This is a genomic window from Sphingobium fluviale (genome assembly GCF_004122115.1).
In the GTDB taxonomy this organism is placed as follows: domain Bacteria; phylum Pseudomonadota; class Alphaproteobacteria; order Sphingomonadales; family Sphingomonadaceae; genus Sphingobium; species Sphingobium fluviale.
The window spans coordinates 22,234-34,506 of sequence record NZ_SBKP01000021.1; the positions used below are offsets into that span (position 1 = coordinate 22,234).

Sequence of the window (12,273 nt, forward strand, 5' to 3'; positions counted from 1 at the left end):
TTCAGTCCTTCTGGCTTTGGTCTTGCAGCTGCTCGAAGCCGGTGAGCCCAAGGGCGAGGCCGTGCCGGCTCCAGCGGAACCGGAAGCTGCGATCGTTGCTGGCGATCACCTGCGCGCCGACGAAGGTCTTGAGCGTGCCGGTGACGGTCGAAGTGAGGGCGGCCGGGTCGACCTCCATCTTGCGGATGACGAAGACCTGGCTGATGTCCGAGCCGCGCTGCTCGTCGACGATCTTGACGAGCTCGGCCTTGAGGCGGCCGTGAGCGGCCGGATCGGCGAGCTTCAGGATCTCGGCCATCCAGTAGTCGAGGCCTTGCGGGCTCCGATTGAGCAGCATCAGCGCAGTGTCGCGGGTGACGAGCTCGAGGTAGTGCGCGTCCGGTCCGGCGCTGGAGAGCGAGAGCCGTTCGCTGGTCACCGGGACCAGCACAACCTCCCGGTCCCGGGTTGCCGCTGCCCCCACGCTAAGCAGCGTGGTGACAGCCAGACCGCCGGCGACCAGAGCCAGCCAATTGCGCTGGCGCAGGTATTTCTGGGCCTCTTCGTATGCGAATTCTGCGCGCATCGCTTGTCTCCCTCAGCCGGCCAGGAGGCGGCAATGGGAGGGCGGCGTGGCCTTCAGCCCGAGGAAACCCCCGGGCATGTACCAGTAGGCAGCATGCACCAGCGCCGAGCCCGCGTTTCCGGATTTCGCCTTCCGCAAGACGAACCAGGCCGCAAAGGCGAGAGCGATCCCGATGAAGATGTGCTGCGCCAGGATCCCCCAGGCAAAGGGGATCAACAGCCCCGCGAACTCGTCGATGGTCCAGAAGCCGATGAGCTCCGGATCGTCGAGCCGTTGGGGAACGAGGTACTTGTCGGCCATGATGCCGCCCTCCCGCCGTGACCGGATCCGCTGATCAGATGACCGCGGTCACGACCGAGGTGACGATCGGCACGCCGGTGCCGACGCCGATGCCGACGCCCACCGGGACGGCGATCTGGCCGAGCGTGAAGCGACCCGAAGCGAGGCCGATGAGGCCACCCGCGAGGCTGAGCACGGTGATGATCTTGCCGCCCGAGCCCTCGAGAAAATCGGTGAACTTCACGAGAGCGGGATCGAAGGTGGTGTCGGCGCCGGCATAAGCCGCGCCGGCACCGGCGAGCGCCACCAGCGCGGGCAGGATGTAGTCCTTGAGCTGGGTACGCCGGGGAAGCTGGAGAGGGGTATTCATGAGGCAGGGCCTTTCGAGGATTGAAGGAACAGCAAGCGGCGAACCGTTCGCTGTCTGTTCTTCGTGATCCCTCGATGGGCCTGTAGGAAATCGCGACCGTCGTTCGAGGCCTGCCGACTAAGCAAAAAGCGACATCCACCGGTGTGTGAGCCGGGAATCGCGCTGCCTTGATCTCTTTGAGCGCCGATCTGGCCGAAGATCGCGCGAACCGGGCCGGAGTCTGCGCCGAAGCGGTCGGTCTCTGCGCGAATCGCTGAGCGCGACTGATTCGCGCCTTCCTCAATGTTCCTTTTATGTTCTTTTCGTTTTCCTACAGCCTTCCTCTTCCGATAGCCGGTGAGTCGATCATTCAAGCCAGAGGAGAAACAGCAATGATCGACATGGGCGTACTTGGTGAAAGCCAGACCCGGCGCGACCTCGCGCACCTTCTGCACACGGCGGTCGAACGGAGCGGTCGCAACCGCTGCGAAATCGCGCGTGAGGCAGACCTTCATAAAGACGCGCTACGCCGGACGCTGTGCGGCGAACGAAGCCCGAGCCTTGGCGAAGCGCTGCGCATCCTCGCCTCATCCGGCATGGCGCCGCACGCTCACCTGCTGCTGTTCTTGGGGGCCGGCGGCGACCAGGCAACCCGGTGGCTTCAGACCGACATCGCCCAATTCTTCGAGGAACTGGTCGGCGAACTTCCCTCCGCGCTCGAGCGCGTCCTTGGCAACCAGGTCCATGACGTGAAGCCCCGTTGGGCCAAGGGAACAGCCCACCGGGTGGCGAGGCTTCTTTCCGACCACATCGACGAGCTCGAACGCAAGGATGCACTGCTGGGTGAAGGCGGTACGGGCTTCGGAGGGCGTCATGGCTGAAACAGAACCATTGGCTTCAACTGAGCAACGCCGAATCACCCGTCTCATCCGGCTAAAGGAGGTCCAACATCGCGTCGGTCTCGGCCGATCCACGATCTACCGGTGGATGGCTGAAGGGAAGTTCCCGAAACCGGTTCAGCTGGGTGGATATGCCGTCGCGTGGGCGCAAGAGGACATCGACGATTGGATCTGCAATAAACGCGAAATCTGATTCTGAAGGCCCCCATGTCACTGACGATATTCAAGGAATTCGCTCCGGTGCTCGCCCAGCTCAGCGATGCCGAAATCAACCATCCGCAATCTGATCCAAAATTGCAGATGGCTGGCGAACGCATCGGCGCGCGCCATGTAGAGATGATTTACGCTCCTTTCGATCACATCAACCCGTCGGCCCGCGTCGTTATCATTGGTATGATACCGGGCCGGTTTCAGGCCACCAATGCACTGCGCGCTGCGCGAACTGCATTGGTGCAAGGTCGACCAATCGAAGAGGCGGCGGCTGCCGCCAAGACTTTTGCCAGCTTCTCGGGCGAACCCATGCGGACCAACCTCATCCGCATGCTCGACGCCATCGGCCTTGCGAAATGGCTGGGACTGCCCTCCGCGGCCGCGCTATGGTCCGAACGGAATGACCTGGTCCACTTTACCTCGGCTCTTCGCTATCCGGTTTTCGTCGACGGACAGAATTGGTCTGGCACGCCCGATATGGTGAAGACACCAACTCTGCGTCATTGGTTGGAAGCTTACACTGGTCAGGAACTGCGCGCCTTGCCTGACGCTATCCTCGTGCCCCTTGGTCCAAAAGTTGCTACGGCGATGCAGGCCTTGGCGGCTCAAGGCCTACTCGACGAACGGCGCATCTTGGTCGGTCGCCGCATCCCAGCGGGGCCAATGCCGAGAGAATTGCCTACTTCTTGGGCGACAAAGCAGCAGAGCGCTGCTCAGCCAAGACCAACACCGCCACGATTTCGCAGGCCAAGGTTGACCTGCAGGCTCGAGTTCGCGCTTTCACCAATGCCTGAGCATGCCATCAGTGCGATCGCTCACAAAAAACGTTATAATACTGACGCTTCATTCGGGCCGGATGAGACCCGCACGGCACGCCAACCGATCTTGCCGGTCTTGCCGGTCTTGCCGGTCTTGCCGGTCTTTTCCGCGCGTCTAACCGCAAGGCAAGAAACGTCGTATTTTTGCCCTGTAGCGAAAATCACTGCCAAATCAGGCGGTACGAAAATGTCATCCCGGGGAGTGCGGATGAAGGCGAAGGACTTGCCTTCGTGACGCTCCAATCGCCCCGACATTGTTTCGCACAAGCCCGGCAATTCGACAGCTTGTGAGGACCGCCAGTCCAACGGTGGACCGTCGGGTTCTGCGCGCCCCACTTCCAAAGTTGTCCCTGCTACGAGGTCGGCAATCTGGGGGAACCTGGCGTGTTTCAGCGCAATTCCCGAATTTACGCCCGTGGCAATATAGCTGAGCGCCTTGTCCTTGTTAACGTGATCAACGACCCCTTGGACATAGGTAAGGCTCTTGCGATCCAAACTGCGAAGAAGTGCCGTTGCCGCCGAACTCGCATCGGGCAAATCTTGCATGCTGCCATCGCCATTGATGCGCGAAAACCACTCGCTGCTTGCTGACTGCTGCAGTTCCTGGGGGATCTTGTACCCTGACTGTTCGCGGTATTTAAGCGCAAGCGATGTTTGGCGGGCAGCTTCGGCGTAGCGCTTTGCCAACGCAAGTCGATGGGCGAGATGGATGCGAATTTTCGCCACCTCTTGCTCTTCTCTTGCGAGTTGAGTGGCGTACACAAAACAGATCAACGCATCGTCGGGCCGTGACTTCTCGAGTATCTCGCCGAGCAAGGCCCAGGTCTAAGCGGCGCGGGACTGGCGCCGTAAGACCGGTGCCAAGCGCTTGATCGCAAGTTCATCTTCTCCGCGAGCCAGGTGAGCTTTGCTCTGGTAGTAATTTAGCCACTGATCGCTGGGATTTTCGACTAATGATTTGTCGAGAATGCCCAATCCCCAGTCAATCAACTCGGAAGACGATTGACCATCGGCAAGACGTGCTGCAGCTTCTCTGCAGATCGCACGTCGGAAGCGCTGTTCCAGGCTGTCGATTGTTTTGCCTTTGTCATTGACGAACGGCTGCCGATCATCATCGGAAAAATCATCTGTCCCGGCCCAACGCGCAAATCCGAGAAACTCGCGCCAGTCCTTCGAAACCTTGCCCGCCAGACGCAGCATCTGGGAAAAGGCGGTATCGCGTCGCAGAAGGTCTGCGAACTTGACAAATTCCCGCATGGATGGCGTGAATTGGTTGTTCAATTCAGTGGCGGACAAATGACCTGTCTCGTAGCGCCCCACCACATCCTTCATCTGGTCATAGAGCACCCAGGCGTATGCGCGCAGAAACCAGACATCGCGAGCATTCGCTTCGTAATTTTGTCTGGCCACATCCAATGCCTCGGATGAACGCCCCTGCTTTCGCAGTTTAAAGATTGTGTCGGATGTCATGGGTTGGTCGCTGCATCCGCTGACATCAGCCTCTGCACATCCTCGTAAAGCCCTTTGGTGCGGCCCGGACCGCCAACTTCCTGCGCGGCCGTCCAGGTCGACTTGCTGTTGAACGAAAAGTCGATATCCCCGCGTCGTGAAGCATCGGCAAAACTGACACGCAGACGATATGGAGATAATTCAACGCCGGTGCGTGCGATAGGCGACCCAGCCAGCGCACGGTCCATCAAGTCGAGGAACTTTTGGATGAATGCGTCCGGCCGGATGGCATCTTTCTTCCCGGCCACCTCGCCGAGAATGTCCAGCGCCTCACCGGCAAGGAGGCGGTCTGACACCGACCCTGGAGCCTCCGGGCTTGTCGCCAAAGATCGGCGATCCGGTAATCAATCATCCCCAAACCATCGTCGGTGAGACGCAAAAGTTGCAGTCGCAGGAAGCACGCCAGTTCGAGAATTTTGCGCTCACCGCGCATCCGCCTGAGCGTCGCGGGCTTGCGGTACAACATCGATCGCGCCTGAGCTTTCAGCATTCCGGTCGACAAGCCGAGGTCCAGCTTGTCGGCACCAAGCTTTTCAAGAAATCGATCTTCGCGATATGGTCGGCGAGGCCTTTGGTCTTACGAGAGGATGGGCCGTCTCGAAGCCATTCGAGCCGCGTTTTGCCGGTTGTTATCGTCTCCGACAGTCCCGGCAGCCAGGCCTTCGTCTGCTCCGCTCCGACTGCGGTCATGACGCCGGCCAACAGCCCCGCATCATGGTGGCGCCGGGCGGCTATTGCCGAACTCCTCAGTCGCCGCGAGGGAAGTTGGATATAGCGATGGTCAGCGATCCATGCACGCGCAGCTCGTTCTAAGTCGTCCGCCAGGAATTTGTCGCCGGCCTCGCGTCGCAGATGGCCGTTTAGCGCGCGTTCGCCATGTTCGGTGAGGTCGCGCAAACCCAGAGCCCGCTTGGCCACCTCCTGGTGCTCAAAAAGGGTGCGCCGTCGACGATACAGCGCACGGATCGAAGCCAGGTGCGGCGGCGCAATTTCGAGTTCAGCGCCCAAATGAGCCAGCACACGCGTTGGAATCATCTCAACGGAATTGAGCGGCGTTCCGGCGAGCCGCAGGAAACCGATCTGCAGCGCCACGCCCAACCTGTACAATGGACGACGTCGGCGGTTGACAGTTCGCCGCTCATCCTCGGCGAACGAGAAGAAATGCGCAATTTCAGAATCGGTCAAGTCGTCTGGAAACCGGTCCCCACCAAGATATTGTCGAAGTGGTGCGCCCACGACTCGATCCTCCTTAGGATGAGCCTACACACCGCAGGCAAAAGGTCGTAAAATCTGGCGGCCAATAAATATCAATGGCTTACTGATTTCTATCGATGTTAAATCTTATATTTCTGCAACTTGCTTAGTGGCACTTTTTGCACAATGGCTACGAGAACCCATATTTGCGCCTCCGAAAAATTTGATCTCTTCATCACACACTCCGTATCCTGGACCTCCGTTCATAACTGGAATTTTCCAGCTCCGAACGGTCCAAGATTCCGGGTGCAGGTCAGCCGGCGGTGAACGCGCGGTAATCGCTGGCAATTACTAAGAATGAGTCTGTGCCTGCCTCAATCCGGTCCGGAACCGATCGGTCGCTTCGACCAGTTCGCTGACGCCACCGACTGCCTCGACAGGTTGCTCACAGCTTTTCCGGTTCTGCAGGAGCGTCAAAGCTTGCCCGTCAGTTCCGGGACCAGGGTGAACAGGTCGCCCACGAGGCCGATGTCGGCGACTTGGAAGATCGGGGCGTCCTCGTCCTTGTTGATGGCGATGATGGTCTTGGAGTCCTTCATGCCGGCCAAGTGCTGGATCGCGCCCGAGATGCCGACGGCGATGTAGACTTCGGGGGCCACGATCTTGCCGGTCTGGCCGACCTGGTAGTCGTTGGGCACGTAGCCTGCATCGACCGCCGCGCGGCTCGCGCCGATGCCAGCGCCGAGCTTGTCGGCGAGCGGGGTGATGATCTGTTCGAAGGTGGCCGCATCCTTCAGCGCGCGGCCGCCCGAGACGATGATCTTGGCGCTGGTCAGTTCGGGGCGCTCGCTCTTGGCGATCTCGGCGCTGACGAAGCTGCTGAGGCCGCTGTCGGCGGTGGCGCTGACGGTCTCGACGCTGGCATTGCCCCCGCTGGTGGCGGCCTTGGCAAAGGCGGTGCCGCGCACGGTGATGACGAGCTTGGCGTCGCTGGACTCGACCGTGGCGATGGCGTTGCCGGCGTAGATCGGGCGGGTGAAGGTCCTGGGCCCCTCGACCGAGAGGATGTCCGAGATCTGCATGACATCGAGCAATGCTGCGACGCGCGGCGCGACGTTCTTGCCCGTGGTGGTGGCAGGCGCAACGAAGGCGTCGTAATCCGCCATCAGGCCTGCGACGAGCGGGGCGACGTTCTCCGCCAGCGCATTGTCGAGGCTGGCGTCGTCGGCCTTGAGCACCTTGGCCACGCCCGCGATCTGCGCGGCGGCCTGTGCGGCACCATCGCAGTTGGCGCCGGCGACCAGCGCGGTCACTTCGCCAAGCTGGCCCGCAGCGGTGACGGCGGCGAGCGTGGCGTCCTTGACGCTGGCGTTGTCGTGTTCGACCAGAACGAGAACCTTGGTCATCGTATCATTCCTTTCAACCCAACCCCGTTCGTGTCGAGCGAAGTCGAGACACTGCGAGCGTGGCTCGACTTCGCTCGAGCCGAAAGGAGGTGGTGAGTGTTCAGGCTACGCCCAATTCCTTGAGCTTGGCAACCAGCGCATCGACGTCGGGCACCTTGATCCCGGCGCTGCGCACCGGCGGTTCGGTGACCTTGAGCGTCCTGAGGCGCGGTGCGATGTCGACGCCGTAGTCGGCAGGCGTCTTGTTCGCGAGCGGCTTGGACTTGGCCTTCATGATGTTGGGCAGCGAGGCATAGCGCGGCTCGTTCAAACGCAGGTCGGTGGTGACCACGGCGGGCAGAGCCAGCTTCACCGTCTGCAGACCGCCGTCGATCTCGCGCTTGACCACCACGGCATCGCCCTCGACCGAGACCTCGTTGGCGAAGGTCCCCTGCGGGCGGCCGAGCAGCGCGGCGACCATCTGGCCGACCTGGTTGCTGTCATCGTCGATCGCCTGCTTGCCCGTGATGATCAGGCCGGGGGCTTCCTCGTCGGCAATCCCCTTGATGATCTTGGCCACCGCCAGCGGCTCGACCTCGACGCCGTCATCGACCTGCACCAGGATCGCCCGGTCCGCGCCCATCGCCAGCGCCGTGCGCAGCGTCTCCTGCGATTTCGCAACGCCCACCGACACCGCCACGATCTCGGTCACCACGCCCTTCTCCTTCAGGCGTATCGCTTCCTCGACCGCGATCTCGTCAAACGGGTTCATGCTCATCTTCACGTTCGCAAGATCAACCCCCGTGCCATCCGCCTTCACCCGAGGCTTCACGTTGTAGTCGATCACGCGCTTCACGCAGACCAGGGCTTGCATGGGCAAACATCTCCGACGGCAAGGATGTCTATCGACCACGGATGGGTTCGTTCAAAGGAATGGGAGACAGCGGAACCCAAGTTCGCCGATGAATTTCCTCAATAGTAATAAAAAGACCGAGGAGCTATCGGCATCGACATTGTTGGCAAATGATACTGGCAATTATCTGGTTCAGAAAATCGCAGTTCAAAGAAGCCGTAGGTTGATGAAGACGCCGTAGCTACCTCGGTAAGGGTGGAACTTTACTTACGAAAAAATGCCTGAACCACGCCTCAGAACTTATAGGAGAGATCCACGCCGAACCGGCGCAGCGCGCCGCCTGCGATAAAGTCGCCCCCGAATTCCGGCGCGATCACAACGTCTTCAACGTAGTGCTTGTTGAAAAGGTTGGTAGAAAATGCCGAAATCGAAAAACTGCCGACATCGACGCCCAGCCTTGCGTTGACCGTCGCGAAAGTATCGCGTGTGGAATTGTCGTAAGTAGCCGGTAAGCCGAAGATCGTGGGTGTGGTATTTCGCTGAACCGTGTGAAATGGCGTCGGACCGACAACCCTGAAGTCGACACGGCCGACAAGATTGACAAGATCCGTGACGGGGGCGTTCATCTGAACGCCCCCGTTGATCGAAAAGTCAGGCGTCGCAGGAGATTTGTTTCCTACCGTATAAGGGCGGCCGGAATTCTTCTTGATTTCGCTCTTTGTATAATTCCCGTTGACAAACATCTTGAAAATTGGGGAGATCCTGTAGTCAATCGATCCTTCTATTCCGTAGATTTTCACCTTGTCGATGTTCGAGGTGCTGCGCAGCAAGCCGAAATCACCCACGAAGAATTCAAAGAACTGCATATTCTTGACGTTGGTCAGGAAGCTTGCCACCTCGAAGTTGAGGCCGTTGAACGGACGTCCCTTCACCCCAATCTCAAACGCGCTGTTGGTTTCCTTCTTGATCAGGTCCGGAACCGAGATTCCCGCGCTGATGCCCACGGGCGGTGGTGGATTGAAGTAGCCGTTGATGATCGCCTCGGTGCCTGCCGGATTGAAGCCGCCAGCCTTGAAGCCGATGCCCCAGTTCCCGAAGATCGTGAGATCATTGTTCGGCTTGTAGGTGATCGTTATCTTCGGCTGGAGTTGCTTGAAGGTTGAAGAAATCGGCGCGATCACCCCAGATGGGTTGTATGCCGGATCAAGGCCGGGGTTGAGGAAATAGTTCGAGGGAGTCGTCGCGGTTCCAATCGGATACCCGGTACGCGGATTGCCAACCCAGCGCGTGCGAGCATTTACCGGAACATTGTTGATACGGTCACGCGCTTCGATATCATAGCGTAGCGCGACACCGAGGCGCAGCTTGTCGGTAGCGTCCCAGTCTCCGGCCGCAAATGCGGCATAAACATTGGTCCGATAGTTGTCATCTGTCAGGTTTTCGGTCGGGAAGCGGGGGTCCATCGTAAAGCACTGACGCGTCCCGCCAAGTCCCGTGTCAAGCGTCAGGTTCACACAAACCCGCCTGTCGATGAAGATGTAGCTTCCACCCAGCTGCCAGTTGAAGGAAGAGCCTTCCCCACCCATGAGCCGGATTTCGGAAATTACGTCTGTCTGCGTACGGCGATTGCCCTGGATGCCGTCGCAAGTGGAAGGCGAATAGGGCATCGCAAAGCCGAATGCCGCATTGTATTTCGTGAACGGTGCCTGGTTGACAACCCCTGCGGTGGCCGCACGGCTGCGGAGGCAGGTCGGTTCATTGTTGAAGAAGCCGAACGCGCCGCTGGTCCCACCGGCAATGTATTCGTTCTTGTTGTTGTTATATGCGACAACACCGATCAGCGAACCGAAGTCGAAATTCTGTCGCAGCCTCATCGATGCGCCATAAGTCCGCTGCCAGTGCTTGGCCTCGGTGTCATCGGTAAAGATGAACTTGTGATCGCTGACCTTTGCGTTGAATATCGGATCGTTGAACGCCTGGGCGAGCGTAGGAATCTGGAAAACCGCATTGAAGCTCAGTGCGCCGCCGTGGCTCCTGCCATAGTTGGCCTTCAGGTCGATTTCGGTATCGTCCGAAGGTGCCAGCAGGATTCGCCCGAAGAGGTTCAGCTTGTTGTAGCTGTCTACCGATGCCGGATTGCCGCGATAACCATAGACGCTCTGATGCAAATCCGATCCGACAAACGTGTTGCGATAATAGCCGTCCGACTTGGTCCACTCACCGTTAAGTACGAACCCGACACTGTCGGTGATGGGGCCGCTCAACAGTCCGGACATGAGGTACGTATTGTCGTTCGCGACACGCCCCTTGATCTGCCCGGACAATTCCGGCGTAGGCTTTTTGGTGGTGATCACGATTGCACCGGCCGACGCATTGCGCCCGTAGATCGCGCCTTGCGGACCCTTGAGGATTTCCACCTGTGCAAGCGCACCCTGGGGCTCGTTGGTCGAGGCGATACTCGTCTTGAGCACGCCATCGACCACCAAGGCAATGTTGTTCTCCGCATCGCGGGGGCTGTTCAGGCCTCTGATGTTGATCGACACGTCGGATGGATCGGTCGTCGCGGTTTGAATGGTGACACCCGATGTCAGGTTCACGAAATCGACCGCGACGCGTGCCTTGGTGTTTTCGATCGTGTCTGCGGACAGCACGGCCACCGACGCCGGGACATTCTTCAAGGATTCGTTCTGCTGCCGTGCGGTAACAATGATTTCCTCGACTTCGCTTCCGGATGAAGTCTGTTCAGCCTGGGCATCATTACTGCTCGCAACAGCCTGTGCGCTCACATTCCCAGGGATCAGCGCCAAGGCCCACGTACAGCCACACATGAGACGCGATATTGTTTTCAAATTCATTTTGCCCTCTCCCTTGCTTACCAAGCTCGGCTGTGCGCGCCGTTACAGTTGCGCATAGGTGTCCAGATGCAGACTTGGTTTCCCGTTGGGGGTAAAGCCGAAGAGGCGCATGAGTCTTGGAGATCCTTGCGAACAAGGATTGAACAATCCTGCGAGGGTGCACCAAGAAGGCTTGCCCCAATCACCCTGCATTCCGCTCAAGAAGCATCAAGGCTGCCGGCGCAGAAGGCACGCTTCTTGTCGAGCCGGAAGGGGCCACGATCCGACGGGGAACAAGCCCAATGGGGGGACACCCTTCCGGTTGCGCCCGATGGGTGGCTAGCCCGTCTTATTCACCGGCGGGGGCCTGAAGGGTTGGCGGGAGTGGCATAAGCCTCTGATCTGAATTAGGAACTGGGTGTCTACGCCGACCCTGCTGCAGGGCAGAAAATGCCACAGGCCACACCCGCCATGAAAGACGTTATCTCAACCTCATTCCGATTCCCAGCGGTCGGCGGGAAGAAGATCACAGCCGCGTTTGATGGTGGCCGACTAACCTCGGACGGCGGCGTTCTGCTGCTTGCGCAGGCCGAGCGCGCGATGGGGCTCTGCCGGCGGCTTGCGAGTTGCATCGCCGACCCGCGTGACCCGACGCGGGTGATCCATCGCCTCGATGACATCCTACGTGCCCGGGTGTTCGCGATCGCGTGCGGCTATGAAGATGCCGATGATCTCGACGCCCTGCGCGACGATCCGGGCTTCCGCCTGGCGCTGGGCAAGTTGCCGGGATCGGGCGCGGGGCTTGCCAGCCAACCGACGATGAGCCGCTGGGAGAATGCTCCGACCACACGTGAGCTGGCCAGGATGATGGCTGAGATGATCGGCGTCTACTGCGCCAGCTATCCGGCTCCACCGGCGGCGGTGACGCTGGACCTCGATGATACCTGCGATGTCGTGCACGGCTATCAGCAGTTGTCCTTCTGGAACGGGCATCACGGTGAGCGCTGCTTCCTGCCGATCCATGTGTACGACACCGCGACCGGTCGTCCGGTCGCGATTCTGCTGCGCACCGGCAAGACGCCGTCGGGCGCCGAAGTTGCCGGCCACATCCGGCGCCTGGTGCGTCATATCCGCCGGTACTGGCCGGAAACGCACATCACCTTCTGCGGCGACGGGCATTATGGCCGCCCCGAAGTCAAGGCCTTCTGCGAGGCCCACCGCGTCGATTACGTGTTCGGCTTGCCGACCAATGGTAAGCGGATTTTATCCCCCACATTTTACTAATAGAATCAGCTGCTAAGTTACGCCGTTCATTTGGGGAGGTGTAATTAGCGATGGACGAGGAAGCTGCATTCGAAAGTGGATGCGAAGTTAGCGA

The 12,273-nt window shown here is 59.7% G+C and carries 12 protein-coding genes and 1 pseudogene; 3 read left to right on the forward strand and 10 right to left on the reverse strand.

Features of this window, described 5'->3' with window-relative positions:
* Nucleotide 1: 1 nt before the first annotated feature.
* From EQG66_RS14280 to EQG66_RS14290, 3 genes are read right to left on the reverse strand one after another with little or no spacing between them, the layout of a single operon-like run.
* Nucleotides 2–565, reverse strand: coding sequence for a type IV conjugative transfer system protein TraE (locus tag EQG66_RS14280; protein WP_129405225.1), 564 nt, complete (start codon nucleotides 563–565; stop codon nucleotides 2–4).
* A 12-nt stretch (nucleotides 566–577) separates the two neighbouring features.
* Nucleotides 578–865: a type IV conjugative transfer system protein TraL gene (gene traL / locus EQG66_RS14285; protein ID WP_070157786.1), complete on the reverse strand. Its 288-nt coding sequence runs from the start codon at nucleotides 863–865 to the stop codon at nucleotides 578–580.
* Between the two features lie 34 nt (nucleotides 866–899).
* The gene (locus tag EQG66_RS14290; RefSeq protein ID WP_066559731.1) at nucleotides 900–1,214 is read right to left on the reverse strand and encodes a hypothetical protein; all 315 of its coding nucleotides are present in this window, start codon (nucleotides 1,212–1,214) and stop codon (nucleotides 900–902) included.
* A 371-nt stretch (nucleotides 1,215–1,585) separates the two neighbouring features.
* On the opposite strand from EQG66_RS14290, the gene EQG66_RS14295 reads away from it, so the two are divergent.
* Both EQG66_RS14295 and EQG66_RS14300 read left to right on the forward strand, forming a co-directional pair.
* Complete coding sequence (locus tag EQG66_RS14295) at nucleotides 1,586–2,074, forward strand: hypothetical protein (RefSeq protein ID WP_124809283.1); 489 nt, start codon at nucleotides 1,586–1,588, stop codon at nucleotides 2,072–2,074.
* A complete protein-coding gene (locus tag EQG66_RS14300; RefSeq protein WP_124809284.1) occupies nucleotides 2,067–2,285 on the forward strand; it encodes a helix-turn-helix transcriptional regulator in 219 nt (72 codons plus the stop codon). Before EQG66_RS14295 ends, EQG66_RS14300 begins: the two co-directional genes overlap by 8 nt.
* Nucleotides 2,286–3,129: 844 nt before the next feature.
* On the opposite strand, the gene EQG66_RS14310 is transcribed toward EQG66_RS14300, so the two are convergent.
* The 7 genes from EQG66_RS14310 to EQG66_RS14340 form a co-directional block, all read right to left on the reverse strand.
* Nucleotides 3,130–3,936: a DUF7017 domain-containing protein gene (locus tag EQG66_RS14310; protein WP_124809285.1), complete on the reverse strand. Its 807-nt coding sequence runs from the start codon at nucleotides 3,934–3,936 to the stop codon at nucleotides 3,130–3,132.
* A gap of 9 nt (nucleotides 3,937–3,945) precedes the next feature.
* A complete protein-coding gene (locus EQG66_RS14315) occupies nucleotides 3,946–4,590 on the reverse strand; it encodes a hypothetical protein (protein WP_124809286.1) in 645 nt (214 codons plus the stop codon).
* Nucleotides 4,587–4,925, reverse strand: coding sequence for a hypothetical protein (locus EQG66_RS14320; RefSeq protein WP_124809287.1), 339 nt, complete (start codon nucleotides 4,923–4,925; stop codon nucleotides 4,587–4,589). Before EQG66_RS14320 ends, EQG66_RS14315 begins: the two co-directional genes overlap by 4 nt.
* 187 nt (nucleotides 4,926–5,112) lie before the next feature.
* Nucleotides 5,113–5,865: a DUF4158 domain-containing protein gene (locus EQG66_RS14325; RefSeq protein WP_124809288.1), complete on the reverse strand. Its 753-nt coding sequence runs from the start codon at nucleotides 5,863–5,865 to the stop codon at nucleotides 5,113–5,115.
* Nucleotides 5,866–6,296: 431 nt separating this feature from the next.
* On the reverse strand, nucleotides 6,297–7,229 hold the full coding sequence (locus tag EQG66_RS14330; RefSeq protein ID WP_124809289.1) for an electron transfer flavoprotein subunit alpha/FixB family protein: 933 nt from the start codon (nucleotides 7,227–7,229) through the stop codon (nucleotides 6,297–6,299).
* 100 nt (nucleotides 7,230–7,329) lie between these two features.
* Entirely contained in the window at nucleotides 7,330–8,082 is a 753-nt protein-coding gene (locus tag EQG66_RS14335; RefSeq protein ID WP_124809290.1) for an electron transfer flavoprotein subunit beta/FixA family protein, read from the reverse strand.
* 272 nt (nucleotides 8,083–8,354) lie between these two features.
* Nucleotides 8,355–10,916, reverse strand: a complete 2,562-nt coding sequence (locus EQG66_RS14340; protein WP_124809291.1) for a TonB-dependent receptor — start codon at nucleotides 10,914–10,916, stop codon at nucleotides 8,355–8,357.
* Between the two features lie 429 nt (nucleotides 10,917–11,345).
* Here EQG66_RS14340 and EQG66_RS14345 point away from each other — a divergent pair.
* A pseudogene (locus EQG66_RS14345) lies at nucleotides 11,346–12,137 on the forward strand (IS1380 family transposase); the annotation flags it as partial.
* Between the last annotated feature and the right edge of the window lie 136 nt (nucleotides 12,138–12,273).

What these genes read in the sequence shown, in the direction of transcription:
- EQG66_RS14280 (WP_129405225.1), bottom strand. Translation starts at nt 565, where the DNA reads ATGCGCGCAGAATTCGCATACGAAGAGGCCCAGAAATACCTGCGCCAG.
- EQG66_RS14330 (WP_124809289.1), bottom strand. Translation starts at nt 7,229, where the DNA reads ATGACCAAGGTTCTCGTTCTGGTCGAACACGACAACGCCAGCGTCAAG.
- traL (WP_070157786.1), bottom strand. Translation starts at nt 865, where the DNA reads ATGGCCGACAAGTACCTCGTTCCCCAACGGCTCGACGATCCGGAGCTC.
- EQG66_RS14300 (WP_124809284.1), top strand. Translation starts at nt 2,067, where the DNA reads ATGGCTGAAACAGAACCATTGGCTTCAACTGAGCAACGCCGAATCACC.
- EQG66_RS14335 (WP_124809290.1), bottom strand. Translation starts at nt 8,082, where the DNA reads ATGCAAGCCCTGGTCTGCGTGAAGCGCGTGATCGACTACAACGTGAAG.
- EQG66_RS14315 (WP_124809286.1), bottom strand. Translation starts at nt 4,590, where the DNA reads ATGACATCCGACACAATCTTTAAACTGCGAAAGCAGGGGCGTTCATCC.
- EQG66_RS14340 (WP_124809291.1), bottom strand. Translation starts at nt 10,916, where the DNA reads ATGAATTTGAAAACAATATCGCGTCTCATGTGTGGCTGTACGTGGGCC.
- EQG66_RS14290 (WP_066559731.1), bottom strand. Translation starts at nt 1,214, where the DNA reads ATGAATACCCCTCTCCAGCTTCCCCGGCGTACCCAGCTCAAGGACTAC.
- EQG66_RS14295 (WP_124809283.1), top strand. Translation starts at nt 1,586, where the DNA reads ATGATCGACATGGGCGTACTTGGTGAAAGCCAGACCCGGCGCGACCTC.